Genomic DNA, 26466 nt, shown 5'->3' on the forward strand with positions numbered 1-26466 from the left:
ACGTTATGACTTCCCGTTTCAACCGCATCCTTTATCGGCTTATTATCCTTGGTATTAGCTTGCCATTGCTGGTGGGCCTATTGGGAGTGCTGTTACCCAGCGTTGGTTATGACCCAGCGTTGGGACAATTGCAGTTTCACCTAGAACATTGGCAAGCACTGTTTCTTCAACCTGAATTTTGGTCGGGACTACGCCTAAGTCTCAGCACAGGGCTAATAGCCACCCTGCTGTCTTACTGGTTTGCCAGCAGCTTAATTATGGTGAGCTTTGGTAAGCCTTGGTTTACCCGCTTGCAAGCGGCCATTACGCCGATTCTCTCCATTCCCCACGCCAGCATTACCATAGGCGCGTTATTCCTCTTAGCACCTTCCGGTTGGCTAGTAAGGCTTATTAGCCCTTGGCTGAGTGGTTTTGATCGACCACCTAATTGGATTACCACGCAAGATCCAGAAGGCATCGCCTTGATTATTGCCTTGGTGATCAAGGAAATGCCCTATTTGATCTTTGCCATCACGGCAGCATTATCGCAACTGCAACCACAGCAAACCCTGCAAGCGGCCCGTTTACTAGGTTATGAACGTTTTACCGCTTGGCATTTCACCCTGTTGCCGCAACTGTTTAAGCTGGTGCGCTTACCCATCTTTATGGTGCTGGCGTTTAACCTTACGGTGGTGGATGTGGCAACCATTATTGGCCCCAACACGCCGTCCACTCTCGCGGTTACGTTATTGCGCTGGTTTAACGATCCCACCCTAACTCTGCGTGGGCATGCCAGCGCGGCGGCTTTGGTATTAGCTTTGAGCGTTGCTCTCAGTATTATGCTTTGGCTGATGCTTTACCAAGTGGTGCATTACGGTCGACATCGATTAAGCCTACGTGGACTGCGCCGGTCACGGTTACGTTACTGGACTCTATGTGGCGCAGCAGGTGCTTGGCTAACACTCTTATTAACCGCCTTGAGTCTGTTGGTTTTGCCCATTTGGGCGTTTACCCAACGCTGGCGTTTTCCCGATACCTGGCCAAGCAGCTGGACCTGGGACAATTTCAGTCGAACAGGCGATCGCCTGCTAGATTTGGCTGGTACTTCCTTTAGCTTAGCGCTCTGTAGCGCACTGCTTAGCTTATTGCTGGCCTTGGTATTATTAGAATATGAGCGCGCTCATGGACACATTCGATTAAGCGTCGCCTTGCTCTTTAGCATAGTATTACTGCCGCAAGTGACCTTGCTGTTTGGCATTCAAGTGGGGCTTTTATATCTGGACAGTAATGGCACATGGTTCAGCGTTCTTACGGTGCATACGATCTATGTTTTGCCTTATGTCTATTTAACCTTGAAAGCCCCTTATCTGGCGTTTGAACAAGGCTATTTAGAACAAGCTAACCGTTTGCGCCCAGAGCCGCTGCGTAACTTTTTAGTGATCAAGTTAGCAATGCTTAAAGCGCCCATCGCCACCACCCTTGCTATTGGTTTCTCGGTCAGCATGGCGCAGTATTTACCGACACTGTTGGCGGGTGAAGGTCGCATTAATACGCTGACAACAGAAGCGGTGGCAAGAGCCTCTTCTGGCGATCGTAAGCTAGTCAGCGTGCTCGCTTTAGCACAGGCGATCTTGCCATTGGCCTGTTTTATGTTGGCCACGATTTTACCTAGATACTGGACCAGTTGGCGCCTAGCTTTAAGGAGGCGGTTTTGCTAAAGCTACTTTCGATACATATCTCACAAGCTGAGCAAGACTTGTTTCAGCCTATTACAGCCACTGTCAATGCTGGAGAAGTGCTGGCCTTAATGGGCCCAAGTGGCATTGGTAAATCCAGCTTATTGGCCTATCTCTCTGGCATGTTAAGTTCAGATCTATGCGGATCAGGCGACGTCTGGCTAAACGATCAAAGGCTACTGACACGCCCAGCAGAGCAACGCCAATTGGGCCTCTTGCAACAGCAACCATTACTGTTTCCCCATATGACAGTGGCGGAAAACTTGCTGTTTGCCATGCCTAAAGGCGGCAGTAAGTCTGAGCGCTACCAGCAAGCTAAACAGCATCTTGAGGAAATAGGTTTACAAGAGTTAGCTGAACGATTGCCAGAACAGCTGTCGGGCGGACAACAAGCACGCCTTGCTTTAATGCGTACCCTGTTAGCCAAACCCGCCGCGCTGCTGCTGGATGAGCCCTTTAGCAAACTCGATAAAGCCTTGCGTCAAGACATGCGCTTACTGGTTAAACAATGTATCGAACAGGCTCATATTCCAGCCATATTAGTGACCCATGACGAAGAAGACGCCAAGATGTTGGCGTCACAGATTATTGAACTGCAGGCGCCGTATTAGACGACGGCACTTGGCTTGGCACATAAATCGCGGTGCCTTTTACCGAAGCGGGATTGATGGTGAAGCCGGTACCGACACCGGTTGAAATGCCCCGAGAGCCACCCGAAATGCCAGTGGAGATATGGGTGGAAACACCGCCGCTGTCATTCGGGTAATTATTGATAATCACGCCATTGGCACCTAATTCTGCCGCTTCGTTTTTCAACGATTCAACGGCTGAATCCATTCGCCCCTGCTGACTTAGGCCACGGGAACTAGAGGCTTGCAAACTGGCAATGACTTCATAAGACTGACTCGGCGCTTGAGAGTAGACTTTGACCAAGGCAGGATCGATCGCAGGACGTTGCATGCCCGTCAACACATGAGAACCTGACGCACAGGCGGTCAATAACACTGCCCCCATACCCAAACTCAACCATTTCATTGCCTTCATGCCTTACTCCTTAGGATGCTTACCTGTTAAAAGCCATACATCATTATAGCGACTCATTATGATGTATGGCTTAAGCCACAAGGTGTCAAGCTTAACCAAAGAGTAAGGAAGTAAGGCTATTGGCCAAGTTTCGACAATACTTCTGGGCGCATAAAACGATTGATCAGCAACATAAAGGCAATCGAAGGCACTAACAAAATTAACGCGGTAATCGAGGAAATCTGATAATTGCCCTCCATGCTGGCGCTGTATAGCAACAGCGGCAAGGTGCTCACATCTGGCGCGCCCACAAAGAAGGTTCCGGTAAACTCATCCAAGGATTCCAAGAATACAAAGATACTCGCCGCGATCAATCCGGGCGTGGCTTGTGGCAGCACCACATGAACAAACGTATAAATGGGGCCTGCACCCAAATTACGCGACGCACGGGACAACATAGGATCAATCGCCGAAAACGCCGCAACACTGATCCACACGGAATACATTAAGCCGTGAACACTGTGGACCAACACCACCCCGAGAATCGTACCGTTCAAATCCCAACTGTAGAAAATACGCGCCATATTCATGTACACGGTTAAGTTAGGGAATGCCTGTGGCAACAAAAACAGCAGCATAAAGCCAATGCGCCAAGGCATTGAACGACGTGACAACGCGTAACCCGCTGGAATTGACACCAATAAGCAGACCATCACCGCAGCCAAGGCAATCACGATGCTGGTGAACATTGAACCTGACACATCGCTGTAGGGGTTAAACACCTGCCCCCAGTATTTTAAGCCCCATTCATTGGGCAGGACATATGGGAAAAACCAGCTTTCCGCCACCGTCCAAAGCAATAGGTTCACAATCGGGCCAAAGAATGCCAGCGCCAGTAAGGTCATAAACAGGGTTTGCGCCCAAAACCCCCAACGCAATTTGAAGCCAGCAAAAGGACGTAATATTGACGGCTCCATGGTTGCCACTCGACTCATGACAAAGCTCCTTTTTCTTTTAGGGTATGACGCAAGTAAAACCAGGCCAAGGCGGCACAAATCAGGTAAGAAATCATGCCCAAGGCGTTCGCCACATGGTAATCGCCGTAGGAATTCACTCGGAACGCCATATCCGCTGTGATCATGGTAGGCGTGCCAGTGCCGATCATCAAAGGCACTGAAAGCACTGACATGATGGTCACTGTCGATAGCACCAAGGCCACGCCGATACTAGGTAACACTTGGGGAATCATGATCTGAAATAGAATGCGAATGCGTGACGCACCAAGGTTTTGTGCGGCACGGATTTGGTTTTGATCCAGTGCGGCCATGGCACCACTGATCAATAAGGTGGTAAACGCCAGTTGCTTCCAAACGAAGGTAATAATGATGCCACTCCAACCTAGAAAGGACACCGTATCCAGTGGTGTCATCAAGCCCGCGGCCACCAGAGTGTTATTCATCAGGCCATTTTTGGCCAAAAATGTACGCATCATCTGTGCCGCTACAATAAAGGGAATAAACAAGGGCAAGCGGTACAACACGCCAAGCAAGGCCACTAAGCGTTTAAACGGCGACAACACAAGGGTGGCGGAAATCGCGATCGACAACACCGCCAAAATCAATATCGAGCTTAAAACGATCAGGACCGTAAACTGGATGTCCTTTGAATACAGCTCAAATACTTTAAAAAAGTGACTCACTGTCAGAGTAAAATCGTCGTTGGTAAACGCCGATACGATGGAAAACCCGAGTGGGTATAAAAATAAGGCCAAGACCATTACAGCGGCTGGGCCGATCATAAGCATATTGCTGGTAGACGCGCGCATGATGAACTCATTAAAAATGCCGCTTCGTTACTCAATATTATGAGCCCACATTGAGTAACGAAGCGGGTTGTTGCGATAACTAAGCCAGATTAGTTAGACACTTTACGCTCGTAGCCTTCTTTGATGTCGTCAAAGTAAGGGGCGATTGGAAAGCTCTTGCCGTATTTGGCTAGATCTTGTGGAGTAATTTCTGCGAACAGCTTGTTCCATGTGGCATCGTCAAGCTCACTTTTCACATGCTCCGCATCAATACCTGGGTACCAGTTAAACTGCTTCACGATGCCCTCTGCTTGTACCGCAGGGCTGGTCGCTAGTTCAATAAACTCGCGGGCTAGTTCAGGTTGCGCTGCTTTTTCAGGGGTTACGTAGTACATTGGCTGACCCGGCATTCCTGGTGCAATCAGAGCCAGTTTTAACGATGGTGGAATCTTGCCCTGCTCTTTCCAGCTGTAGAACATGTCGACCCAGACTGGCCCCATAAAGATTTCACCGCGGTTTAGCATATCTAGTGTACCCGCGTTACCTGGTGTAAAGGTCACGTTTTGGTTGAACGATTTAAGGCTCGCAAAGGCATCGTCCCATTTCGCTTCCACACCTTTATCGTATGGCAAGCTTGAAAGACGCTCAGCGTCCGTACCGTAGGCGTACATCCAGCCTGCCACAAAGCTCACACCCGACATACCGTTTTTAATACCGTTGTAACCAAAGGCTTTAGGATGTTCCTGTGTCCACTTCACCAATTCGTCGTACGACGCTGGTGGATTACTGATAAAGTCACTGTTGTAGGCAAGGGCTGTTTGACTATGGAACATCGGCATTACGTAGCCATTCACATTGGTGCCCAAGGCATTTTCTGCCGTGTCACGGGTGACCATTTTGCCTGTGCTAATGTCTTGACGGTATTTAGCTAACAAGCCCTGTTCAACCATGTCACCGCCGATTTTTTGGTGAACCACCGCCACATCAAGATCCCATTTTTCTGCACCACTTTGTTGCTGTGCAGAAAGCTTCTCCATGATTTTGTGCGAGCCAGCATCCCCTGGTCCGGTACCCACTACATTTACTTTCACATCTGGATGCATGGCTTCAAATTTCGGTGCCAAGTAAGTCTTAACGTAGTCCACCATATTTTGACTGCCCGCCGTGGCAACATTCAGCACGGTTTCAGCGTAAGCAGCGCCAGAGAGTTGCACTAATCCAACAGCAACTAAAGCTGCAATCTTTGTTTTCGCAAACATGTTTTCTTCCTCGTAAGTTTGACTAAAAGTTTGATCAAGCAGAGCGCGCTGCATTGGGATAGACATACAGCGCATGGGGTGGAACGTGTATTGAAACGTCTGAATTTGTTGGCCAACAGACTGGAGAATCCGCTTGGATTAGCTGATCCCCGTGGCGTAAGGTGTGACGGTAGTTTTGCCCTAGAAAAGCGCTTTGTTCGACCGTACCAGTTAGTGTTAAACCATCTTGATTGGAGACAGCTCCTTCTTCGGCCATACGCGCCGCGGAACTGCGAAAATAAATCAGGTGATGTAGATCCAACGATGTTTTGGGCAGATATAAGCGGAACGCCTTGCAGGTTTTTTCTGGGGCATAGACAAAACGATTGTCGGCGCCCATAAAGTCCGCCACAAACGGCGTTTTCGGGGTTTGGTAAATCGCTTCTGGAGTGCCGATCTGTTCGATATGACCGTTATTTAATACCGCCACACGGTCTGCCATCACCAGCGCCTCTTCTTGATCGTGGGTCACGATCACTGAAGTGAAGCCTAAGCGTTGCTGTAGTGCCTTGATTTCATGACGTACGCTTAAACGCACCTTGGCATCCAAGTTTGATAACGGCTCATCTAGGACCAAAATATCAGGCTTCACCACCAAGGCACGGGCCAAGGCGACACGCTGACGCTGACCGCCGGACAACTGCGTGACTTTTTCGTGCTCAAGCCCCGTCAGCTTCACAATCTCCAGCATTTCCGTGATACGTTGGCTGATTTCCGCTTTAGGTACTTTGCGCACTTTAAGACCGTAAGCAATGTTTTGCGCCACCGTCATATGGGGCCAAAGAGCATAGCTTTGAAACACCATGGTAATATTGCGCTGCTCTGGTGCCAGATGAGTGATATCGCGTCCAGCCATTTGAATTTCACCCGAACGAGTCGGCACAAAACCGCACAGCGCATTCAGCAAGGTGGTCTTACCGCAACCCGAGGGCCCCAATAAGGCAATCATCTCCCCTTTTTGAATACTCAGGTCGATGTTGTGCAATACGGTTTTATCACCGTACGCCACCTGCAGTTGTTGGATACTTAAATGTGCCATTTAGCGCTTTCCTGCCCTTCGTTCTAATTTTTTTTGACTCTTTGAACACGTGTTCACTGTGCTGTAAAAAAAATGCAACCTTGAGTCGACATTATGTGAACCTACTTTGTCGTGTCTGTGTGACAATTTGATTAAGCAAAAAATAAATTTGCTGGAGACTTATGAAAATCGATGTTTTAGGAAGTGGCAGTGCGTTTTCAGTGATGCGTAATACATCTTCTGTTTTGGTCACCGATGAGCAACAACAGCGCTGGTTGATTGATTGTGGCCCGACGATTCCACAAGCATTATGGCAACGAGGGTTAAGCATCGATGAGATCGAAGTGCTCTATTTTACCCATGTACACCCTGACCATTGCGCAGGCTTACCGGCTTTACTAAATCGCTGGAAAAGCTTTGGCCGCCAAGCGCCTTTGACCATTTACTGTCAGCCAGAGCATCGGCCTATTTTGCAGCAACTGGCAGCTCTGGCGACCTTTCCAGTGGAAGGTATTTGTTTTGTCATTGAATGGTTAGATATTCCAGGGCGTTGGACGTGGCGCAATTGGCAGCTATCCAGTGCCGCGACACAGCACGAAATGAGCAATCTTGCTCTGCGTATTGAAGTGGATGAGCGCATTCTATTTTACAGTGGCGATGGCCGGCCAACGCCTGCCACCATCGCCCTAATGCAGGATGCGGACCTTGCCTTTCAAGAATGCGCGGTATCAGAACCACTACCCGATGATGCCTCCCATGGTGATGTACAAAGTTGCATGGCCTTGGCAGACCAGTTAGATCTTGCTGCGCTCGGTTTGTATCACTGTTATGACGAAGAGATTCCAACCTTAGCCCAAGTGATCGCAAAGCAAAGTACCCTGTTTTTATCATGGGATGGCCTGCAACTGGATTTAAACGCCTCTGAATCCGTTCTCGATCAGATTCATCGTCACGGACGTACATCATGAGCACCTTAAAACATAGCTCTTTTAAACATAAGAATGTTACCGCTCAAGATGTAGCCGATTACGCTGGCGTTTCCCGTGCTGTGGTGTCTCGTGCTTTAAGTGACAATGGCAGCATTGCCCCAGAAACCAAAGCTAAGGTGATCAAAGCGGCTCAAGAACTGGGTTATCAGGTGAATTTCTTAGCCCAAGGCTTAAACCGCAAGCGTAGCCAATTAATTGGCGTGGTGGTGGCACGGATCAGCGATCCATTTCGCAGTGCATTATTGGAAGGCCTAATCAGTGCTATCCAAGCCCGTGGCTATCAAGCATTGGTCACCGAGGTGCAAAATGAACAGGACCTGGCCGACACCATGCGCCGTTTTACCCAGTTTCGGGTCTCTGGCGTTATCGTCACCTCAGGCCAACCGCCACAAGCTTTGGTAGAGGAATGTGTACAGTTCAAAATCCCAGTGGTGGGCATTAACCGCCAATTAGATTTACCCAAGGTGGATGCGGTGTATTCTGATAACCAACTGGGCGCGCAACTAGTGTGCAATCATCTGATAGCACAAGGTTGCCAGAGCTTTGGCTGGCTAAATTATCAAGGATCAACCTGGTCGGGTTTACAACGGGGCGAAGCGTTTCAGCAAGCCCTATTCGCCCAAGGTATTGCAGTCGAACAACTGACTTCGATCATCGCGCCCAAAGATGGTTACCATGGTGGCTTTGATGCAGCGCAAATGCTACTACAAAACCAACAAGGCATCCCTAAAGGCATCTTCTGTGCTAACGCGCAATTGGCCTGTGGTTTTCTCGATGGTATGCGTCAGCAGGGGTTTGATGCACCCAATGATTTCAAGCTAGTGGGCTTTGATAACACGCCACAAACCGAACAATACAGTTATCAGCTCACCACCCTACACCAAGATATCGAGGCACTTTGCCAACGCGCCTTAGACTGTTTAGAAAGTCGAACTCGCTCGCCTGATAAACAATCTCAAAGCGTGCCGATCGCGGTGCAATTAATCGAGCGTAAAAGCTCTCTTTCCACACAACAAGGATGTTTATGATTCACTCTGATGATGTAAAAGCGCTCTGTAACACCATCGTTAGTATCGGCAAGGAAGCGCAAGCGATTCGCAATAGCGGTCTCGCAGTCACCGCCAAAGCCGAACAAGACTTTGTCTCCCATGCAGATATTTTCGTTGAGCAGGCGCTAAAAAGTTATTTGAAAATGGAGTTCCCTCACAGCGGTTTCCTTGGCGAAGAAACCGGCCTAGAAGCGGGTTTAAAAGGCTTATGGGTGATTGACCCCATTGATGGCACCACTAATTTCACTCTGGGCATGGATTATTGGTGCATTTCGGTAGCCTATGTTGAAGAAGAGCAGATTCTACTTGGCATCGTCTATGCGCCTGATCGAAACGAGCTGTATGTGGCACAAAAAGATCAAGGGGCCACATTAAACGGTGTCGAGTTATCCATGGTTGAGCCGTTACCTGATCGGGTAGTGCTTGGCCTTGGCCGCTCTAATCGCCGCCCCTTAGCCGACTATCTTCACAGTATTGAGTATTTAATCGAGCAAGAAAATATTGAGTACCGTCGCTTTGGTGCCGGTGCCTTGATGTTGTGCCATGTGGCTTCCGGTCAGGTACACGGTTATTACGAAGCCCACTTAAATAGCTGGGATGCCCTCGCGGGACTGCTGATCTGCCAAGAAGCCGGCGCCATTAGTAATGATTTTGAGCGTGGCAATGGTTTACTTGAGGGGAATACTATTTGGGTGGCAACGCCAAAAGTTTGGCAACGCCTAGCGGTGCATTTTCAAGTGAAACGCCGCTATCCGGTTGCTGAATGCTAAGCACCCTCTAAGCCACCACTAAGCAAGGCCTACTCAACTGAATGGGGATCCTCTATCATGGAGCGCTTGATCCCCATTGTTGTTAAAAGAGATCTTATGATTACCCAAACTGACATCGTCGATATTGCAACCGCAACCGGCACCATGCGTTGCAACGTCTACCGCCCTCAGGCGGAAGGCCAATTCCCTTGTGTGATTTTCTACTCGGAAATTTTCCAAATCACGGCTCCAATCGAACGTACTGCCCGTATCTTAGCAGGACACGGTTTTTCAGTGGTGGTACCGGAAGTGTTTCATGAGCTAAACCCCATCGGCACCGTACTGGCCTATGACGATGTAGGTAAAGACAAAGGCAATAACGATAAATTCACTAAACCGCTAGAAAGTCATGACAGTGATACGGTGGCCATGATCGAGCATTTCGAGCAGCAGCCTTACTGTAATGGCAACTTTGGCGCTATGGGCGTGTGCATTGGCGGTCATTTAGCGTTTCGTGCGGCATTGAATCCGCGTATTTTGTCGACCTTCTGTTTGTACGCTACGGACATCCATTCTAATACCCTTCCCTGCGCGCAAGGCAATGACAGTTTTACCCGTACCGGCGATATTCAAGGTGAGATCACCATGGTGTGGGGTAAGCAAGATCCTCACGTCTCAACCGAAGGCCGTCAGAAGATTTATCAGAAACTGATCGATACCGAACGCCATTTCTCTTGGCACGAGTTGAACGCCCAGCACGCATTTATGCGCGATGAAGGCGATCGTTACGATGCTGAGTTGGCTTTGTATTGCTACAAACTGGCAGTCGATCAGTTTCGTCGCACTTTATAGAGTGTAAAGACGCCATTCTTGAAAGCCCTACTTGTAGGGCTTTTTTTATGCCTATTTTCAGCTCTAAGCCCCGCCAGCCATACATCTTTACACTTATCTTTTACTGTTTAAGAAAGATGAAAGAACTACCAAAAAAATAATGTTTACAAAAACTTGAATTGATAATAATCCCGCTAAATTTAATATTAAAAACCATCAACGGGGCGCAAATGAGCGCTTTATATTTTCAAAAACTGCTAATTAAAAACAGGAAGAATTCTAGTTTTTAATTAAGAGTAAAACGGCGTTCTAATTTTGTTTAATGGATAGAACAATATTAGACACTTATTAAATACACTTAGAAAACTTAATCGAGGGAAGCACTATGAAAATGATCAAACCACAATACATCGCAGGTCTAGTAGCCGTTGCGGCATTAACCACTGCATGCAGTGAAAAAATGCCAGATGTAAACGAAGAAAACTGTACTCAAGCTAGCATCCAACAAATTGAGGACAGTAAAGTTCGTGAAGAGTTCTCTGACCAGTGCTTCGACTTCCGCATTGAACAAGGCAAAGAAAAGGCTTCCCAGCTACTAGAGCAGAGCCAAGACAAAGCCAAGCAAATGTACGAAGATGGCAAAGACGCAGCAGCAGATGCTTATGACTCAACTGCAGAAGCAGTAGAAGATGGTGCCGATGCTGTAGGTGATGCTTGGGAAGACGGCGTCGATGCGGTACAAGATGGTACGGATGCAGCGGCCAAAGAAATGGACAAGGCAACAAACTAATCCATCAGTTTAATAGGAAGCTTTGCACAGGGACGTGCGTTATTAATATAAAAAAGCCGAGGCCATTTTAATAAAAACGGCCTCGGCTTTTTTATTAGTAAATATATTTACAGAACGTTTAATTAAAGCTGATAAAAAGCTTAAATAACTTATTCCTCAACGTCCATAAATTTACGCGCCCACTCACGACTTTCGTCTAAAGTTGAATAACGCTCAGATAATTCTGAAGCGTTTAATTTGCCTTCGGCAATACCACGCTGTTCACGTAGACAATCGTAGGTTGCTTTGATCGCGGCGAAGTACGCCGCGTGACCATTGACCACGATACGTACACCGTTTTTCGCCAAACGCTCACGGTCATTTAATTCTGGGTTACCGTAAGCCACTAACATCAATGGTACGTTAACATGTGCACTAATCGCTTCTAGGTGCTCAAAGTCCTTCACACCCACCATACAGATACCGTCAGCGCCCGCCGCTTCATAGGCTTTAGCACGTTCAATGGTTTGTTCAGTGGTTAATTGACCGGCATTGGTACGGGCAATGATCGACATTGCAGGATCAATACGCGCTTCTAAAGCCGCTTCAATTTTGCCTACGGCTTCTTCTAGCGGAATCAAATCCGTCGATTTATGACCGTATTTAGCTGGCAACAGGGTATCTTCGATCGTCAGGGCGGCAACGCCCGCGCGCTCAAGCTCAGTAATGGTTCGCATCACATTCAAGGCATTACCGTAACCGTGGTCGGCGTCGGCAATGATAGGTAAACGTGCCACACGACCAATACGGGTCGCCTGCTCTACGAATTCACTTAATGTGATCAAAGCAAAATCCGGTGCGGCTAATACCTGCAAAGAGGCAACAGAACCACCTAAAATACCGACTTCAAAACCAAGATCCGCCGCAATACGTGCAGACATGGGATCAAAGGTAGACGCTGTGTAGTAACAGTTATCGCTTTCAAGCAAGGCACGGAAATCTTTACGAAGATCGTGCTGAGATGGGGTGGCCATAGGTAGACTCCTAAAAACGGCCTAATTTCTGGCTTGATGAGTCGGAAATAGGCAAGCATAAAAAACGAAAGGATTCTAACTAAAATAACAACATTTCGTCACCACTTTGACCAAAAAGTAAGTTTCAAAAGGCAAATTTGCCCGTTATGTTGGAAATTTACCAAAATGATAATGCTAACTTATTGTTCAAACTAGCGCATATCTGAAACACTTCGCTACTAGTAGCGCCAGTAGCATCTATTCGTTAATTGGGTATAGGCAAGCCAAACGTCTGCGCAAACGCCTCAGCAGGAAGTGGCTTGGAGTACAAATAGCCCTGCGCGATTTCAACTCCGAAACTCTGCAACAGGCGCGCTTGGTCCAAATCTTCTACCCCTTCTGCGACAACCTTCATGTCCAAATTTTGCGCCATAGAGATCATGGTTTTCACCAGCACTTGGCTTGATCGGGTATGCGTCATATTGGTCACGAACGATTTGTCTATTTTTAAAACATCAATAGCGTAATGGGACAGATACCCTAGCGATGAATAGCCAGTACCGAAATCATCCAAGGCTAATGTAAAACCGAGCTCCTTCAGGGCATCAATTTGATTTGATAAGTTGTCGCAATGTAACAATAGAGCGCCTTCGGTAATTTCTAACTCCAGATGCTCTGTCAGACACTGAGTTCTTCCTAGAATCTGCGTTATCTTGCTGAGCAAATCATCACGATTGAACTGTAGACCCGATAGGTTTACCGCAAAGCGCTGCCCTGTTTGCAAACTCGGACGCCAGTTCGCCACATACTGACAAACCATTTCCAATACCTGCATATCAATTTCACCGATAAGCCCTAGCTCTTCCGCAACCGGTATAAAGTCATTAGGCATAACTAACCCACGTACCGGATGGAACCAACGAACCAAGGCTTCAGCGCCAACAAGTTCACCGTCGCTCATCCGAATTTTGGGTTGAAAAAAGACGCGAAATTCTTTGTTTTTAATGGCCTGACGAATAGAGTTACGCAATTCCATTCGCTGCAGGGCTTTTTCGGTTAGATCATGAGAGTAAAAGCGTACACTGCCACGCTGCTCCATTTTAGCGGCGAACAGTGCTGAGTCCGCGTAGCGCACTAAGTCTTCCAGATCTTGGGCATTATCTGGGTACATGCAAGCACCAATACTGACCGTTACCATCACATCAGATTCATCAATGATCAAAGAGGTATTTAACGCTTTGCGGATTCTATCTACCTCAAAGGTAAAACTTTCACGGCTCTCAACATGGCTAAGAAATATCCCAAACTCATCGCCGCCCGTACGAGCTAGGTAAGCGGTTGAGAGCACGATATCGCGCAGTTTTTGGGTCAATATCTGCAATACTTTATCGCCAAATTCATAGCCAAAACTTTCGTTTACATTTTTAAAATGATCGATCCCCAGAACCATTAGGCCAAGTTTAGTTTGATCTGAACTCAAGCCAATAAATCGAGTGCTGATTTTCGATAACAAGCTCATGCGGTTGGGAAGACCGGTTAGCGGATCAAATTTAGAGAGATAATCCACCTGATCTTGATAGGCTTTTAGCTCAGTTTTATCACGCCCCACCACTAACACGGATTCTAATTTCCCCTCATTGTTAAATTCAGGCGTAAGGCGAAGAGAGCTGTATAAAACTCCACTACCACTAGGGCTGGAAAGCTCGCACTCTTGCTCTGACTGATTGGCAATCGCTGCCTTTAAAGCGGTGTGCAGCACAAACTCCCCAACCGGTACAAGCGAACTGAACTTGCGATGCAAGTACACATTCATCTGCGTAGGGTTCATACCCATCAGCGCTTGCATAGGACAATCGAACAGTCGAGTAATCACTGGATTGGCGTACACCAAATGGCAATCGGGATCAAAGCGTAAGATATAATTTGGCGAGTTTTCTACCAAGGTTCGGAACTGTTTTTCACTGACTTCCGTGCGCTGAATGGCAAGCTCTTCATTGGTCACATCGCGCGAAATCAGCAGTACGCCAACAATGTCACCGTGATTATCATACTCGGGGATCATGCGGGACTCATGTATGACGGTTTGACCTTCACCAATTTCAACATTGAGCTTTTTATTGATGCGCTGACCTGTACTTAGCACCTCCATTACGGACTTTTGCACCAGCGCTGCACTGTTTTCACCAATACCTGATAATTCTAAAGGAAGCTTACCAATGGCCTTTTCACGAGGGACGCCAGTGATATGCTCAAAGGCTTTATTAACATAGGTTCGTTTACCTGTAGCGTCATAACGCACAATCAGATCGGGGGAATTTTCTACTAAGTTAAAAAAGTCTTGCTGCCGTTGCGCCTCTGTCAAAGCACTTTGAATCGCAATCGGTTCAAAATTGGCCAAGGTGCGAGTACTAGCATTTAAAATCACCGCTGCGATATATGGCGACCCTTCAACTTCAAACCACATAAAGCACAACTCTTGAGCGGAAGCTTTCGATTTAAGTAATGAGGCAGGAATTAATTGATAACTCTTTTGAACCTGTTTTATTTGCTCAATAAAGGCATGACGCCAGTTTGAATCCTGCCCTTTCGGCCATTTATCAATAAACCAAGTGTTTTCGCTTAGATCAGGTAAGTCGAAGTAACGTGCTGCCGGAGGGTTAGTAAACACCACGTCTAAATTATTCGCGGGATCTAAAATAAATAAAGGAGCACCTAACGAAGACGATAGGAACGCTTCTGTCATGGAGGCGATACTGGGGCAAGACTCTCGATCATTCGGCTGCATGATCAGCGATACTCCACAAGTTTAAAGTGTAGAACCTTAATCAGATATCCTGAGTATAGTTAGCAACTCAATCCTTGTTATAGCGCAGATCATTAATCGTGACACCAGTCCAAATATAAACAGACTTGCCCAGTGAGTTATAGACTCTAGCGGGATTTATATAGATTTGAAGTCTATGAGACAGACTGCAAATGTATATAGCGGCCGTACATGTTGGCCAAACGGAATAACTCATCACAATACATTGTCGGTGAGCTCACAAACAAATCATGGTTCGTAACGCTCTTAAGGCCTTTTTGCAAAGCAGCAATCATACCCAGTGCCGCAGAATCCAAAAAAGCGACCTTGTTGCAAACTAACTCTACTGGCTTACTGGCCATCAACGCTTCCGAGTACACATTACGAAACCACTCATAATGTTCAAAGGAGAACTTCTCAGGCAATGCAACGCGATAAATCTCTGGCATAAGACCCTCTTAATCTTTTATGACCGTTTTATTAAATATTCATTTAGACTAAAAATTAACCTGAAGTTGTTGTTGAAATCAACAAAAACTTACACTGTGCTTACTCAATGTTACTTACGGTAAGTTTTGAGAAATGGATCAGTTTAGAGAGGATCTAATTGAATTGAGATCCGTTCACAAAAGCACTTATGAATATTGAAACTCCAAGTGCTTTGCCGTCCTTAAGCGTGGTGACAGGATAAGAGAACTTTGTTACAAAAAGTTTTAACTTAGATTACACATGAAAAAAAACCTTTAATATCAATTAATTATAACTTTTCATTACAATTAACTAATATTCATAGAGCCAAAAAAGCATGGGGACATGCACTAAAACTTAATATTGGCATTTCCCCATGCATTAATCTGGAATAGAAACTCTAAACAGCTTTGGGAGGCTATCGAACAACCAGCACGGACACTTTAGAGTATTTGGCGACGTAGCCAGCATTGGAAGCAAAGATATGATCTGAAAGACCGGGGACGTGTGATGCCATCACCACAAGGTCTACCCCATTTTCTTTCTCAGCTTTAATTAAGGTTGCATCCAAGTCCACGGTCGGATCAGGAATGCTGTAAGCCACTGTAGTCACGTTGTTTAAGCCATATTTTTCAGCTTGCTCACGACCGAACGCATCGACCATTTCGGCAAACTCTTCTGGATTATGCGCCACGCTACTTGGAGTAGAGCTACTGACCCCAACATAGCACACAGGAATGTCATAGATTTTGGATAAATCTGCGGCGGTTTTTAACGCTTTTTCAAGGCGATCTACGTGGCCTAAATCCACTGGCACCATGATTTTACGGTACATTTCAACCCCTCCTCGGCAAGAACAGAATGCTCTATACCTATTGGTTGGTGAGTGTACTTTCAGTATGGTAGACGAATGTTAGATGCACAAACTGGCGTAAGAGACTTGCTGATTATTTAAAAAGTTTATGCATTGTATTCACCAACCATTAAGGCGAAATAACTCTCTAATGCTTGGAGGGTTTTATACTGGTATGGGAAAGCGGCAAAAAACAGTTTTCCTAACAAACAATCTACCAGGAACGGCCAACTGTTTTTTGTCGATTTAAAACAACGGCGAAGCGGCCTTACTCTGCTGTTGTTGGGTCGATGATGGTTCTGACTTCATTAATGGCTGTGATAGGAAATTCACTTAGCTCAGATAACACCACTAAGCTGGAACCCATTAGGACTTAATAAAATTCATCGCTCGCTTTGGTTGACACCATCATGCCATTAAACAGCGAAATCAGCAGCGCAGAAATACGCTCATGCATGATCACAGTGTGTTGGTTGCCACTTTCTTGCATATGCTGGCGTAGCGCATCGCGCACTTCTTTAATGCCGGTCACATCAATCAAGATATCGATCTGAGTGCTGTCTTCAAGCAAGTCGTTCATATTGGTAGTGACTGGGATATTGTGCTCTTTTGCTAAGATAACCCCTGGCGCGTGTGGGTTAGTGTCCGCCACCCCTAGAATTTCAACAAACTCAGCTTTAAACAGTCGATCGAGTAACTCTAATCCTGCATTTCCGCCACCGATCACGGCAATTTTGAATGGATTTGAACTCATAAGCATTCCTTGTTCTCTGATTTATTATTTCGTACTACGGAGCATTTTTGATGCTCAACCATTAGTAAACATACGCTTTCAAGAAGCAACTGAATACCGATTAGGCGGCAATAGCCTCTGAATCTTAAAGGCTATTGCGTTATGTCAGGGGAACAATGGCAGAGAGAGAAAGAAAGAGATGACCGATCAAGATGCTTTGCGCTGACCATGAATGGAATACAGGCCACTGACAATAATCACAGACGCGCCAATAAGGGTCCAAGAATCAGGGAATTCACCAAACGCGAATAAGCCAATCAACGTCGCAAACACCAGCAGGCTGTAATTAAACGGTTGCAACAAGGAAGCCGGAGCGTATTCAAGCGCTTTCACTAATAGTAGCTGAGCCGCAACACTCAACGCCGAAATAATCGCCAGCCAGCCCCATTCCGTTAGGGTCGGCTCACGCCAAGCAGAAACACCAAACACGGTTGTGACTAAACAACCAATCAGCGCCATATAAAACACATTGGTATTAAAGCTATCCCCTAATCCGCTGACCTTGCGGGTCACCACGTGGTAACCGGCAAAGCCAAGCGCCGCTAATAGTGGAATAATCGACTCTGGCTCAAATACGCCCATACCAGGACGTAAAATCACCAAGGTCCCAATAAAGCCCGCCATCACCGCAAACCAGCATTTTGTGCTGACCTTCTCGCCCAACACGGGGGCCGCCAAGGCAATCACCACCAGAGGAAAAACCGCCATCAGGGCATGGGCTTCAGCAAGGCCAAGGTAACGTAACGCTAAATTGAATAAAGCAATTTCCGCCAGAGACAGCAACGAACGCAGTATTTGTAATTTATAGGAAGCCGTCGGCAAGGCGCGCCTTAACGCTCCTGTGCGAGACACCCAAACAATGGCGAATACTAAGAATACCCAGTAGCGCACCATCACCACCTGAGCCACTGCCATCTCCTGCACGATCATCTTGGTAAAGGCATCTTGGGTGGCGAACGCTAGCATAGCGGCAATACACAAGATAACACCGGTTAAAACAGAACGTTGTCCAGAGTGTGAAACAAGCTGCGCAGATTGACTCATGGGAAATGGGCTACCAACAAAATTAGCGAAAACAGGATGCAATTTATAGAACGAACGTCTATCGAAATCTGCTTGAAACACATATTAGGTAAATTGGAACTTTAAGAACAGATGAAAATCATAGATAATGCCCGCACCTATCAGGTTGTCAGCAATATTTGAAGCCTAATAAGTGCAAGAAATATTATAAAAACGGAGAAAAATACAGCATGGCTGCAGCGTTACACCCCCTCGTCACCCCATCAGACTACATCCTGCTGGAAGATGGCTCCTACTCTTTACCAGATACTGATAAATATTTATCACTGGCGGAGCATCTTGTGACGACCCGCACCATGGAGCATTAGAATATAACCGCTCCCTGATTCGCTACCTAAAACACAAAGCTAAAAGTGACTACGGCGAACCGAGATACCAACGCATCTTTCGCAAATACGCCAATAACCGCAGAATTAAAAAAGTATTGTCGGTTGCTGCTGCAATTCGCGACAAACATTTATATGGCAGACCAGAGCATCACGCTGAGGCTGATAAGCAAAACTCTTTTACTCGTGTAGAGTCTGTTTTGTTTCAGCATGTGCCTGTTGAGTACCTACAAATACACGCTTAAACAGTACAAAGGACGTATTGAAGCAAACAGCGCTTTTATACGTCCTACTCACCCACATTAGTCCAATTTCAGCGGTTCTAAATTCTCAAAGATGGCCGCCACAGATTGCTGTAAATGATTTTGATACAACGCATCGACCTGCTCGATCAGCGACGGATCAGCGTTATATTCCGTCATTAACCCCAAAGCAATATGTAGATCATTGGTATCTCCCAAATGATCCTGAATATATTTCAGCGTTTTTAGACGTTCATCTTCTGCCTGAGTTGCAACCGAATTCAACTCTAAGAAATAACGAAATTTCTTCAGCTGTATTCGCGTCGGGTGAAAATGCTCAGTATCAATTTTTAGCTGTTCCACTGCGGTCTGTAATGCCAAACGATGCAGAGCGTCCTCGGCATCAAGCTGTTCCAGCAGACTTCTTTTCTTAACCTGTTGGAAATGACTATGCTCACGAATGTAAGCAATGGATTCTGACACGAACATGGCAGCCACAGACTTGAGCAATTGCGCTTCAAGTCGAAGCTTTTCATGCTCCAAATGGACAATGTATCGATTCAACACCGACTCATCAGTTTTCAGCTGTTCAGCAAAAGACTGAGCCAGTTTTACCTGAACCTCCAAGTCCCGAGGCGCGGAAAGCGTCTTAAATAATGAGCGAAACACTCGCCTATGCTGGCGCAGTTGTTTCTTGCCTTTTATGTCAGGCTCTAGAGCGATCAATAGGTCTAATACGGGTGTGATGCGTCTGACGGACACACGCAATTCATGAATGGTCTCTTCATCGCCTTGCTGTTTTAACAAGTCGACAAGTTTTTTCTCAATCGAGGTTAACAGTTCTTCGCAATGTTGTTTTAGATGCTTTTTAGCCATGATTGACTCAATTATTTACTGCTGGTGATTGAGTATAGGCCAGAGCAAACGATTTTGTTTTCTCGCCCTTTTTCTGGAGACTGAGGCACATCAATAAAGCGCTTTAAAGCAAACAAACATCCTTTGGCATTGCACTATTCGACTAACAAGCGCCGCATTTGAATTTCTTTAATCTTGGAGACAATGAGCTCCGCGACCAAATTGTTAATCATTTTGGCTCTGGGGTTGATCAAATAATTTATGCATTCATTAATTTGTGCATTGACCCTGACTCTTTGTTCTTCCGTACAGGGAACCTCAAGGGTGAAGGTTTTCAGAGACTCTGCTTCCATTTGCTTGATATCAGTCCATAATTTCTGGGCGTAAACATAGACTTCATGCTTTTCGGCGTCCGAAAGGACGATTGGTAACGCATCCAGAGACTTCATCAAGGCAACCTCAAGCTCATGATCCTCTGGCATTGAGCTTAGGTACTGTCGAATATCAACAATATCTCCCATGCAGACCTCCTAAAAATTTGCTATACAGCTTTAGCAGAACTTACTTCAGTGCATCTGGGATTTGAAAAACAGCTCTTTGTAACGACTCTCCATTTTGATCAGCTTGTTGCCCTAGTAGATCGGATAAATTCCACCATCATGAGCACCAGACCAGAAAACACCGTAATAGAAGCAATGCCTAATAACGGATCAATGGCTTCTAATGGCACGAATTGGCCGTAAAGTAAGAACAGTCCAAGCAGAATGACAAACGCCCCCGCTTGATGCACATAAAATTGAATTTTTGCTAAGGTCGAAGGAGACTTGTTGAGCCAAAGTTTATGGCAAAGGCCGTAAATAAAGGACAACACAAAACCGATTAACATAATGTGCGCATGGGTAACGAACTGCCCATGGTTTTTTGAGGCGGCCATATATATCCCTAAAGACAAGCCTAATACTGCGTAGCTAAATGCAGTGATGACAAATTTACGGTCCATAGAATGCTCCTTGGTTTAGAGTCTAAACACACAGCATTTGAATAGTACGCATGGTTATTCATGCACGTTTTTACTACTCATCCATGAGGCCCAAAAGCCGCTAACCCTCTGCTTTACATCTAGTTTTTAAAGCTAGTTCAACCTTTTAAGAATTGCAAAAGCGAGAATAAAACAGGATTCATAAGGTGGACCTAATTTATTGAACTATACTTCAGCCTGCTGAACAAACATGAGGGTAACTTCCATGAAATACCGCACTCCCCTTGTGACAGCATTGAGTCTCGCTATTTTTTGTAGTTTTAACGGGTATGCTGCCGACAACTCAGAAGCACTGCTAAAAGATGCGCTTAGCGCCGCACCTCCAACCCTAAGAGATAAAGTCACTGTTTTAGACTGGAATCAAAATGTCCTGCAAAAGGGTTCCAGTAATTACACCTGCTTCCCTACCCCACCTCAACTCAACGGGATCGCTCCCATGTGTTTCGATGGACCATGGATGGAATGGGCCCATGCTTGGATGAACAAAGAACCCTTTCAAGCCAAAGCAATGGGCGTTTCCTACATGCTAGCCGGAGATGGAGGCGCTAGTAACACCGACCCCTTCGCTGCAGGAATGACTGAACACAATCATTGGATTGTCGAAGGCCCACACTTAATGATCATAGTGCCTGATGCCGCGCTGTTGGACTCATTACCAACCGACCCTAGCATTGGTGGCCCTTACGTTATGTGGAAAGGCACACCTTATGCGCACATCATGGTGCCAGTTGGTGAGAGAAAGTAAGGAACGGATGAACTGAATGGATGATGCTTGAGGCCAGATGAAAAACGGTTTTCATCTGGCCTTAACTATTGTCTATCTATGAATCGTTGCTTAAGCGGCTAGGCGCACTTGGAAGATTCTTCTGTTTCCTTGGCTTCCCTAAGTATTTGTATACCACCACGAATCACTACAATAGAAATGATGGTCCCGACGATTAAGTCTGGGTAGCGACTGCCAATGATGGCAACCAGTAAGCCGGAAATAATAACGCCTAGATTGGCAATCACATCGTTGGTTGAAAAGATCCACGACGCTCGCATATGCACACCGCCGTCCTTGTGCTTGGAAATAAGAACCAGACAGATAACGTTGGCTAGTAGCGCCAGAGCCCCCACCGCTATGATCAATGTGCTTTGCGGCTCGCTACCAAATACCATGCGCCTTAGTACTTCGACAAAGACGCCACAGCCCAAAATAATTTGCAAATAGCCACTGACTTTAGCCGCCTTGGCTTGTTTCACAATGCCTTTGCCAACCGCATAGAGCGACAAGCCATATACAGTGGCATCGGCCAGCATATCTAAGGAGTCTGCAATCAGCCCCGTTGACTGGGCCAGCCAGCCTAGCGTCAACTCAGAGACAAACATCAATGCGTTGATAGACAGCAGAATAATCAGCGTTTTCTTTTCTAAGTTATTTGCTTCGTCTGCACCACAACCACAGTTAGACATATCTGCTCCGATTTAAATTGTGAGTAAGCATCCTTAAGGGGAGTTTGGAGTATTACACGAATCCCTTACTTTCTAATACCCAGCAAGATAGTACACTCTGAGCGACCAGCAGTGTGAAAACTTGAGCAAAGGAAGCTCTCATCCAAAAAGTAGGCAAGCAACTCTTCGTTGATGCTTTCGTATTCACTGAGACTGGTATCACCATGTGCAAGAAAGACTCCGCCCGTCACAGCGCCCAACGGCTGCGTTGTCATAAACGCCAAAGCGGACTGTTTTGTAGTAAAAGCACATAAGCTATCAGAGCAAAGGTTAAGATTGCGGATGTCGGCAATGCCAATATTGGCAGGCATCTCATCAGAGAAGAATTTATCCGCGAGATTCAACACCACATCCTTGATAACGGCCTGATCATTCTCAGGGTGTGTAAACACGACAAATTCAATGGCTTTATCTTTACAGAGATGGGAGAGTTCTTGCTGTTGCTCAGAGGTGAGCGCAGAAACAAACAGTGCATCAACGCTTTCTTCTAATTGCAAAGCAGACGTAATCTGATCGACTGATATGAAAGTACCATTTGGCACTGACTCTAGATCGGGAAGTGAAATAACCAGCTGCAGAGTTTCCTGCTCTACTTCTACTAGATCAAACATTATCCATCCTTGAGTTTTGTGACTTTGATAACGCTTTGCGAACTGGCATCAAATCGCCAGCGCAGCCACTCTCTTCAGTCGCTGCGCCGTATAAAACTATTGGCTCGGTCAATCAATGATTCAAACCAAACTAGCTTTGCTTACTTACTTGATTTGTTTGAACGTGCATTGCGCTTTTGTTTCTTACGCGCATTTTTTTCAGTGACGATCTTGATCGCTTCTTCTTTGGTTAGATGTGGATGCTTTGCGATCAGCTCTTCAACTCTTGTCTCAAAATTTGTCATTTATAACTCTCATGTATGAAATAGTTGTGCCCTATTCGGCGCAGCTGCATCTTAACAATACACAGGCGCCAATACTCTATAAATAATCGGCTCAAACTTATTTTTTTGCTCTAACACCAGCAAATAAAATGGACGGTGTCACCTCACGGCAAAACCCCGTAGAATCCAGCCCCTGAATACTATGTACTGATATGCAAAATAACACCGAACTAAGAGATGGACGAATGACCGAACAACTTCCAGTGATTGCGACGCACAATGGCAACTTTCACGCAGACGACGTATTTGCTGTAGCAGCACTCAAGACCATTTACCCATCTGCTGAAGTAATACGAACACGCGACTTAGCCGTGTTAGATAAAGCCGACATCGTATTGGATGTGGGTGGTGTATACGATGCCGACAAAGGCCGCTTTGATCATCACCAACGCGGCGGAGCTGGCGCACGGGACAATGGCATTCCGTTCTCATCGTTTGGCTTAATGTGGCAAAAATACGGCCTAACAATCTGCGCAGGCAATCAAGAAGTTGCCGAGGCCGTGGATAAAAACCTAGTCTCTGTGATCGATGCCATCGACTGCGGCCATGTAGACGGCCCCCTGACTGGCGTCAGTTTGAGCCAAACCATCTCCATGTTTAACCCTACCTGGGAAGAACACGGTGATTTCGATGCCTGCTTCGAAGAAGCCGTTGCCTTTGCGTCACGTGTCCTAGCACGCTTTATCGCCGCAGCCAAAGGTGGCGTCAATGCCAAATCCATCGTTGCCGCAGCCATCGAAAATGCCGCCGATCCAAGAGTCATCGTGCTTGAGCAATTCACCCCATGGAAAACCACAGTACTGAATCTATCGCAAGATGCCTTGTTTATGATCTACCCATCGCAAACCGGCGAATGGCGTATCCAAACCGTGCCCGTTGAACTTGGCTCGTTTGAAGATCGCAAGAAACTGCCTGCTGCCTGGGCTGGCTTGTCTGGTAAAGAACTACAAGAAGTGACTGGGTTGGATGATGCCATGTTCTGCCATAACGGCTTGTTTATCGCAGGTTGTGAGTCGTTTGAGAACACCATGAAAATGGCACAGATGGCGTTGGCGGATTAGGCTCGATTTAAAAAGCAGCCTTTGAGGTCAGATGAAAATTAAGGCCTTTTTCATCTGACCCAATTGTTGATCATAAAGCTCAGTCTTTGTGTTGGTGTTCGCCGCGAAGATAAGCGAGCCAGTAGACGCCAGCCACCAGCAAGGTTCCGCCAACGATATTACCTGCGCTCACCAGCAGCATGTTGATGAAGAAGTCTGCTATCGACACTTCACTCTGCCCATCTAGAACAAACCCAAACGGTAGAAAAAACCAGTTGGCAATGGAGTGTTCCAACCCAATGGCCACAAATGCTGACACGGGAAAGATAATGGCCAAGATTTTTCCGCTGACGCTCTGTGCCCCAATCGCCAACCACACCGCAAGGCAAACAAATACGTTACAAAGGATACCGCGAGCAAAGGCTTCGATGGAGGTAAGACTCATCTTGGCATGAGCGATACCCATGGCGGTTTCCCCTACCGCGCCGCCACCTAAGCTGGCCACATCACTTGCCAATACCAGCAGAACCGTCCCTAAACAGCCCACCACATTACCGAGATAAACCAAGAACCAGTTGCGCATCACAGCGCGAATGCCTATCCGGCCGCTGGCCCAAGCCATCGCAATCAGGTTGTTGCCCGTAAAGAGCTCCGCGCCCGCGACAACGACAAGTACCAGCCCAAGGCTAAAACTCAGCCCACCCAGCAAACGCGTCACGCCAAAGCCGAGACCAGTATCGGTGATCACCACAGTATAAAACAGCGCCCCCATCGAAATGAAAGCCCCAGCTAGCACCGCAAGTACGAACAGTGTGAGGGTATCGGTCTTCGCTTTTGCTTCACCGAGCAGTTCTACTTTGTGAGCAATTTCCGGCGGTGGAAACGCCCCACTGTGATTGGGTGATTCGTTCATAAGATAGGGTCCTGTTGATACCTATCTTTGAGTATTGCACAAAATCTGGGCAGCTTATTGGTGGTGAGTTAAATAGGATGGTTAAGGCTGCAAACCTTTTATTGAGCCGACTGAATCGCGGGAATAATATCTTGACTCAACATGTGATGCAGTGAGTCACGATACCCAGTGCGGCCAGAAGGCAAATTTTCTTGCGAGGTAATGGCGACGGTGAGCTCTAACTCTGGCAAGACATAAATCATCTGACCGCCATAGCCCCAACCGTAATAACCCTTCACATCCGCAAAGGTCTGAATAAACCAGCCGTAGCCATAGAGACCACGATGGTATTGAGACTGAGTCCTTGGCGTCCAACTTTGTTCGATCCATTCTTGTGAGAGAATTCGCTTACCGTCTTCTGTGACACCACCACGACGGTACAACTCACCAAAGGCCAATAACGACGCTGGCGTCATGCCCACTTGATTACCACCCATTGGAATCCCTTGAGGGTCCGTCTCCCAACTTTGGATGCGCACGCCAGAACCCTGTAACCAGTCATTGGCGAGCTGATAGGTATGTCGTCCACTTTCTCGCATCATGATGGCCGATAGCACATGAGTATTACCGGTGGAATACTGCATTTCGCCACCCACCTCTTCCACAAAAGGTCGAGACAACACACTTTTCACCCAATTATCACTAGCGACCCAAGCGCCATAATTACGCCCAGACGTGCGCTCCAATCCAGCCTGCATAGACAGCAAATGACCAAGGGTAATCTCGTTTAAACGAGGATCAGGGCTTTGCGGCAGCTGATCAGGCAATAAGGTCGTAACCGATTGATCCACACCCTCCAGCACACCACGATCAACGGCCATGCCAACGATCGCCGACATCAAGGATTTCGAAGCAGACTTAATGTTTGTTACTGCGCCAATGTCCGCATTGTTATACGCCTTAGACCAAACCAACTCACCCTGATACGCCACTTGAACAGTTTTGATATTTGAAAAACCTTGAGCGGTTTTGTCCATGGCACTTAAGTCAATGGTGCTTGCCTGTGCGGCACTCCCTACCGTGGTAATACACGTAGAAATGGAGCAGAGAGCGAGTGTTTGTAAAATAGGAATTTTTGATAAAAGTGAAAGCATAAAAAGATAAATCATCCGTTGAATGGAGTGAGTAGTGCTCTAATGAATGACAAGTTGTTAGGGAAAAAGTGCCGCAAGGCTATGGAGTAATGGGGTTGGAGGGGAAGTTTATTGGGGGGTGATGAATCCATTTCACAATGGTGATGACCTAAAAGGTATGGTTTCTGCTTGCTCATCAATAACGTAGAGCAATCGGTTATTTTTCATCTGCCCCCAACGCTCGCATCATAGG

General features: G+C 46.6%; 29 protein-coding genes. 10 read left to right on the top strand and 19 right to left on the bottom strand.

Going from position 1 to position 26466, the window contains the following annotated elements; all coding sequences use genetic code 11:
* Positions 1–5 precede the first annotated feature (5 nt).
* Both ACOSVP_RS07725 and ACOSVP_RS07730 read left to right on the top strand, forming a co-directional pair.
* A complete protein-coding gene (locus tag ACOSVP_RS07725; RefSeq protein WP_487346919.1) occupies positions 6–1697 on the top strand; it encodes an ABC transporter permease in 1692 nt (563 codons plus the stop codon).
* Positions 1691–2326 carry an ATP-binding cassette domain-containing protein gene (locus ACOSVP_RS07730; protein WP_487346920.1) on the top strand — a complete coding sequence of 212 codons (636 nt, stop codon included), beginning with the start codon at positions 1691–1693 and terminating at the stop codon, positions 2324–2326. Before ACOSVP_RS07725 ends, ACOSVP_RS07730 begins: the two co-directional genes overlap by 7 nt.
* On the opposite strand, the gene ACOSVP_RS07735 is transcribed toward ACOSVP_RS07730, so the two are convergent.
* The 5 genes from ACOSVP_RS07735 to ACOSVP_RS07755 all read right to left on the bottom strand — a co-directional run bounded on the left by ACOSVP_RS07735 (position 2301) and on the right by ACOSVP_RS07755 (position 6879).
* Positions 2301–2759 (bottom strand): hypothetical protein, encoded by a 459-nt coding sequence (locus ACOSVP_RS07735; RefSeq protein WP_487346921.1) that lies wholly within the window; start codon positions 2757–2759, stop codon positions 2301–2303. The genes ACOSVP_RS07730 and ACOSVP_RS07735 overlap by 26 nt on opposite strands.
* Before the next feature lie 116 nt (positions 2760–2875).
* Complete coding sequence (locus ACOSVP_RS07740; protein WP_487346922.1) at positions 2876–3733, bottom strand: ABC transporter permease; 858 nt, start codon at positions 3731–3733, stop codon at positions 2876–2878.
* Positions 3730–4563 carry an ABC transporter permease gene (locus tag ACOSVP_RS07745; protein ID WP_487346923.1) on the bottom strand — a complete coding sequence of 278 codons (834 nt, stop codon included), beginning with the start codon at positions 4561–4563 and terminating at the stop codon, positions 3730–3732. The genes ACOSVP_RS07740 and ACOSVP_RS07745 overlap by 4 nt, the downstream gene beginning before the upstream one ends.
* 89 nt (positions 4564–4652) lie before the next feature.
* The gene (locus tag ACOSVP_RS07750) at positions 4653–5801 is read right to left on the bottom strand and encodes an ABC transporter substrate-binding protein (protein WP_487346924.1); all 1149 of its coding nucleotides are present in this window, start codon (positions 5799–5801) and stop codon (positions 4653–4655) included.
* A gap of 34 nt (positions 5802–5835) precedes the next feature.
* Positions 5836–6879, bottom strand: coding sequence for an ABC transporter ATP-binding protein (locus tag ACOSVP_RS07755; protein ID WP_487346925.1), 1044 nt, complete (start codon positions 6877–6879; stop codon positions 5836–5838).
* 161 nt (positions 6880–7040) lie between these two features.
* Between ACOSVP_RS07755 and ACOSVP_RS07760 the strand changes: the two genes are divergently transcribed.
* The 5 genes from ACOSVP_RS07760 to trbK all read left to right on the top strand — a co-directional run bounded on the left by ACOSVP_RS07760 (position 7041) and on the right by trbK (position 11266).
* Positions 7041–7826, top strand: coding sequence for an MBL fold metallo-hydrolase (locus tag ACOSVP_RS07760; protein ID WP_487346926.1), 786 nt, complete (start codon positions 7041–7043; stop codon positions 7824–7826).
* Positions 7823–8875 carry a LacI family DNA-binding transcriptional regulator gene (locus tag ACOSVP_RS07765; protein WP_487346927.1) on the top strand — a complete coding sequence of 351 codons (1053 nt, stop codon included), beginning with the start codon at positions 7823–7825 and terminating at the stop codon, positions 8873–8875. The genes ACOSVP_RS07760 and ACOSVP_RS07765 overlap by 4 nt, the downstream gene beginning before the upstream one ends.
* Complete coding sequence (locus ACOSVP_RS07770; protein WP_487346928.1) at positions 8872–9666, top strand: inositol monophosphatase family protein; 795 nt, start codon at positions 8872–8874, stop codon at positions 9664–9666. Before ACOSVP_RS07765 ends, ACOSVP_RS07770 begins: the two co-directional genes overlap by 4 nt.
* A 96-nt stretch (positions 9667–9762) precedes the next feature.
* A complete protein-coding gene (locus ACOSVP_RS07775) occupies positions 9763–10497 on the top strand; it encodes a dienelactone hydrolase family protein (RefSeq protein ID WP_487346929.1) in 735 nt (244 codons plus the stop codon).
* A gap of 364 nt (positions 10498–10861) precedes the next feature.
* Positions 10862–11266, top strand: coding sequence for an entry exclusion lipoprotein TrbK (gene trbK, locus ACOSVP_RS07780; RefSeq protein ID WP_487346930.1), 405 nt, complete (start codon positions 10862–10864; stop codon positions 11264–11266).
* A 149-nt stretch (positions 11267–11415) separates the two neighbouring features.
* Here trbK and ACOSVP_RS07785 read toward each other — a convergent pair whose 3' ends face one another.
* The 6 genes from ACOSVP_RS07785 to ACOSVP_RS07810 form a co-directional block, all read right to left on the bottom strand.
* The gene (locus tag ACOSVP_RS07785) at positions 11416–12279 is read right to left on the bottom strand and encodes an isocitrate lyase/PEP mutase family protein (protein ID WP_487346931.1); all 864 of its coding nucleotides are present in this window, start codon (positions 12277–12279) and stop codon (positions 11416–11418) included.
* Between the two features lie 244 nt (positions 12280–12523).
* Positions 12524–15043: a sensor domain-containing protein gene (locus ACOSVP_RS07790; RefSeq protein WP_487346932.1), complete on the bottom strand. Its 2520-nt coding sequence runs from the start codon at positions 15041–15043 to the stop codon at positions 12524–12526.
* 173 nt (positions 15044–15216) lie between these two features.
* Positions 15217–15510 carry an STAS domain-containing protein gene (locus ACOSVP_RS07795; RefSeq protein WP_487346933.1) on the bottom strand — a complete coding sequence of 98 codons (294 nt, stop codon included), beginning with the start codon at positions 15508–15510 and terminating at the stop codon, positions 15217–15219.
* Positions 15511–15947: 437 nt separating this feature from the next.
* Entirely contained in the window at positions 15948–16364 is a 417-nt protein-coding gene (locus ACOSVP_RS07800; protein ID WP_487346934.1) for a universal stress protein, read from the bottom strand.
* A gap of 391 nt (positions 16365–16755) precedes the next feature.
* A complete protein-coding gene (locus ACOSVP_RS07805; RefSeq protein ID WP_487346935.1) occupies positions 16756–17136 on the bottom strand; it encodes a hypothetical protein in 381 nt (126 codons plus the stop codon).
* 186 nt (positions 17137–17322) lie between these two features.
* Entirely contained in the window at positions 17323–18219 is an 897-nt protein-coding gene (locus ACOSVP_RS07810) for a DMT family transporter (protein WP_487346936.1), read from the bottom strand.
* A gap of 209 nt (positions 18220–18428) precedes the next feature.
* Between ACOSVP_RS07810 and ACOSVP_RS07815 the strand changes: the two genes are divergently transcribed.
* Complete coding sequence (locus tag ACOSVP_RS07815; RefSeq protein ID WP_487346937.1) at positions 18429–18566, top strand: hypothetical protein; 138 nt, start codon at positions 18429–18431, stop codon at positions 18564–18566.
* A gap of 320 nt (positions 18567–18886) precedes the next feature.
* Here the strand turns inward: ACOSVP_RS07815 and ACOSVP_RS07820 are convergent, their stop codons facing one another.
* From ACOSVP_RS07820 to ACOSVP_RS07830, 3 genes are all read right to left on the bottom strand, one after another.
* On the bottom strand, positions 18887–19702 hold the full coding sequence (locus ACOSVP_RS07820) for a CHAD domain-containing protein (protein ID WP_487346938.1): 816 nt from the start codon (positions 19700–19702) through the stop codon (positions 18887–18889).
* Between the two features lie 134 nt (positions 19703–19836).
* Positions 19837–20202 (bottom strand): hypothetical protein, encoded by a 366-nt coding sequence (locus ACOSVP_RS07825; RefSeq protein WP_487346939.1) that lies wholly within the window; start codon positions 20200–20202, stop codon positions 19837–19839.
* 98 nt (positions 20203–20300) lie between these two features.
* On the bottom strand, positions 20301–20681 hold the full coding sequence (locus ACOSVP_RS07830) for a TonB-dependent receptor (protein ID WP_487346940.1): 381 nt from the start codon (positions 20679–20681) through the stop codon (positions 20301–20303).
* Positions 20682–21156: 475 nt separating this feature from the next.
* Here ACOSVP_RS07830 and ACOSVP_RS07835 point away from each other — a divergent pair, with 475 nt between their 5' ends.
* Positions 21157–21465: a hypothetical protein gene (locus ACOSVP_RS07835; RefSeq protein WP_487346941.1), complete on the top strand. Its 309-nt coding sequence runs from the start codon at positions 21157–21159 to the stop codon at positions 21463–21465.
* A 98-nt stretch (positions 21466–21563) separates the two neighbouring features.
* Here ACOSVP_RS07835 and ACOSVP_RS07840 read toward each other — a convergent pair whose 3' ends face one another.
* The 3 genes from ACOSVP_RS07840 to ACOSVP_RS07850 form a co-directional block, all read right to left on the bottom strand.
* Entirely contained in the window at positions 21564–22175 is a 612-nt protein-coding gene (locus ACOSVP_RS07840; protein ID WP_487346942.1) for a cation efflux transmembrane domain-containing protein, read from the bottom strand.
* Between the two features lie 65 nt (positions 22176–22240).
* Positions 22241–22825 (bottom strand): hypothetical protein, encoded by a 585-nt coding sequence (locus ACOSVP_RS07845; RefSeq protein ID WP_487346943.1) that lies wholly within the window; start codon positions 22823–22825, stop codon positions 22241–22243.
* 140 nt (positions 22826–22965) lie between these two features.
* Entirely contained in the window at positions 22966–23109 is a 144-nt protein-coding gene (locus ACOSVP_RS07850) for a hypothetical protein (protein WP_487346944.1), read from the bottom strand.
* A gap of 224 nt (positions 23110–23333) precedes the next feature.
* Between ACOSVP_RS07850 and ACOSVP_RS07855 the strand changes: the two genes are divergently transcribed.
* Positions 23334–24209 (top strand): MYG1 family protein, encoded by an 876-nt coding sequence (locus ACOSVP_RS07855; RefSeq protein ID WP_487346945.1) that lies wholly within the window; start codon positions 23334–23336, stop codon positions 24207–24209.
* Positions 24210–24288: 79 nt separating this feature from the next.
* Here ACOSVP_RS07855 and ACOSVP_RS07860 read toward each other — a convergent pair whose 3' ends face one another.
* Positions 24289–25101, bottom strand: a complete 813-nt coding sequence (locus tag ACOSVP_RS07860) for a formate/nitrite transporter family protein (protein ID WP_487346946.1) — start codon at positions 25099–25101, stop codon at positions 24289–24291.
* 98 nt (positions 25102–25199) lie between these two features.
* Complete coding sequence (locus ACOSVP_RS07865) at positions 25200–26234, bottom strand: serine hydrolase domain-containing protein (RefSeq protein ID WP_487346947.1); 1035 nt, start codon at positions 26232–26234, stop codon at positions 25200–25202.
* Between the last annotated feature and the right edge of the window lie 232 nt (positions 26235–26466).

This window comes from Marinomonas sp. HM11-D (genome assembly GCF_057626615.1).

Excerpts from the sequence above, each read along its gene's own strand:
- ACOSVP_RS07745 (WP_487346923.1), bottom strand. The coding sequence starts at position 4,563 with ATGCGCGCGTCTACCAGCAATATGCTTATGATCGGCCCAGCCGCTGTA.
- ACOSVP_RS07760 (WP_487346926.1), top strand. The coding sequence starts at position 7,041 with ATGAAAATCGATGTTTTAGGAAGTGGCAGTGCGTTTTCAGTGATGCGT.
- ACOSVP_RS07865 (WP_487346947.1), bottom strand. The coding sequence starts at position 26,234 with ATGCTTTCACTTTTATCAAAAATTCCTATTTTACAAACACTCGCTCTC.
- ACOSVP_RS07850 (WP_487346944.1), bottom strand. The coding sequence starts at position 23,109 with ATGACAAATTTTGAGACAAGAGTTGAAGAGCTGATCGCAAAGCATCCA.
- ACOSVP_RS07830 (WP_487346940.1), bottom strand. The coding sequence starts at position 20,681 with ATGGACCGTAAATTTGTCATCACTGCATTTAGCTACGCAGTATTAGGC.
- ACOSVP_RS07770 (WP_487346928.1), top strand. The coding sequence starts at position 8,872 with ATGATTCACTCTGATGATGTAAAAGCGCTCTGTAACACCATCGTTAGT.
- ACOSVP_RS07835 (WP_487346941.1), top strand. The coding sequence starts at position 21,157 with ATGTGTTTCGATGGACCATGGATGGAATGGGCCCATGCTTGGATGAAC.
- ACOSVP_RS07795 (WP_487346933.1), bottom strand. The coding sequence starts at position 15,510 with ATGCCAGAGATTTATCGCGTTGCATTGCCTGAGAAGTTCTCCTTTGAA.
- ACOSVP_RS07825 (WP_487346939.1), bottom strand. The coding sequence starts at position 20,202 with ATGGGAGATATTGTTGATATTCGACAGTACCTAAGCTCAATGCCAGAG.
- ACOSVP_RS07815 (WP_487346937.1), top strand. The coding sequence starts at position 18,429 with ATGGCTGCAGCGTTACACCCCCTCGTCACCCCATCAGACTACATCCTG.
- ACOSVP_RS07785 (WP_487346931.1), bottom strand. The coding sequence starts at position 12,279 with ATGGCCACCCCATCTCAGCACGATCTTCGTAAAGATTTCCGTGCCTTG.
- ACOSVP_RS07765 (WP_487346927.1), top strand. The coding sequence starts at position 7,823 with ATGAGCACCTTAAAACATAGCTCTTTTAAACATAAGAATGTTACCGCT.
- ACOSVP_RS07805 (WP_487346935.1), bottom strand. The coding sequence starts at position 17,136 with ATGAGTTCAAATCCATTCAAAATTGCCGTGATCGGTGGCGGAAATGCA.
- ACOSVP_RS07755 (WP_487346925.1), bottom strand. The coding sequence starts at position 6,879 with ATGGCACATTTAAGTATCCAACAACTGCAGGTGGCGTACGGTGATAAA.
- ACOSVP_RS07855 (WP_487346945.1), top strand. The coding sequence starts at position 23,334 with ATGACCGAACAACTTCCAGTGATTGCGACGCACAATGGCAACTTTCAC.
- ACOSVP_RS07775 (WP_487346929.1), top strand. The coding sequence starts at position 9,763 with ATGATTACCCAAACTGACATCGTCGATATTGCAACCGCAACCGGCACC.
- ACOSVP_RS07790 (WP_487346932.1), bottom strand. The coding sequence starts at position 15,043 with ATGCAGCCGAATGATCGAGAGTCTTGCCCCAGTATCGCCTCCATGACA.
- ACOSVP_RS07840 (WP_487346942.1), bottom strand. The coding sequence starts at position 22,175 with ATGTCTAACTGTGGTTGTGGTGCAGACGAAGCAAATAACTTAGAAAAG.
- ACOSVP_RS07860 (WP_487346946.1), bottom strand. The coding sequence starts at position 25,101 with ATGAACGAATCACCCAATCACAGTGGGGCGTTTCCACCGCCGGAAATT.
- ACOSVP_RS07845 (WP_487346943.1), bottom strand. The coding sequence starts at position 22,825 with ATGTTTGATCTAGTAGAAGTAGAGCAGGAAACTCTGCAGCTGGTTATT.
- ACOSVP_RS07735 (WP_487346921.1), bottom strand. The coding sequence starts at position 2,759 with ATGAAGGCAATGAAATGGTTGAGTTTGGGTATGGGGGCAGTGTTATTG.
- ACOSVP_RS07725 (WP_487346919.1), top strand. The coding sequence starts at position 6 with ATGACTTCCCGTTTCAACCGCATCCTTTATCGGCTTATTATCCTTGGT.
- ACOSVP_RS07810 (WP_487346936.1), bottom strand. The coding sequence starts at position 18,219 with ATGAGTCAATCTGCGCAGCTTGTTTCACACTCTGGACAACGTTCTGTT.
- ACOSVP_RS07820 (WP_487346938.1), bottom strand. The coding sequence starts at position 19,702 with ATGGCTAAAAAGCATCTAAAACAACATTGCGAAGAACTGTTAACCTCG.
- ACOSVP_RS07750 (WP_487346924.1), bottom strand. The coding sequence starts at position 5,801 with ATGTTTGCGAAAACAAAGATTGCAGCTTTAGTTGCTGTTGGATTAGTG.
- ACOSVP_RS07740 (WP_487346922.1), bottom strand. The coding sequence starts at position 3,733 with ATGAGTCGAGTGGCAACCATGGAGCCGTCAATATTACGTCCTTTTGCT.
- trbK (WP_487346930.1), top strand. The coding sequence starts at position 10,862 with ATGAAAATGATCAAACCACAATACATCGCAGGTCTAGTAGCCGTTGCG.
- ACOSVP_RS07800 (WP_487346934.1), bottom strand. The coding sequence starts at position 16,364 with ATGTACCGTAAAATCATGGTGCCAGTGGATTTAGGCCACGTAGATCGC.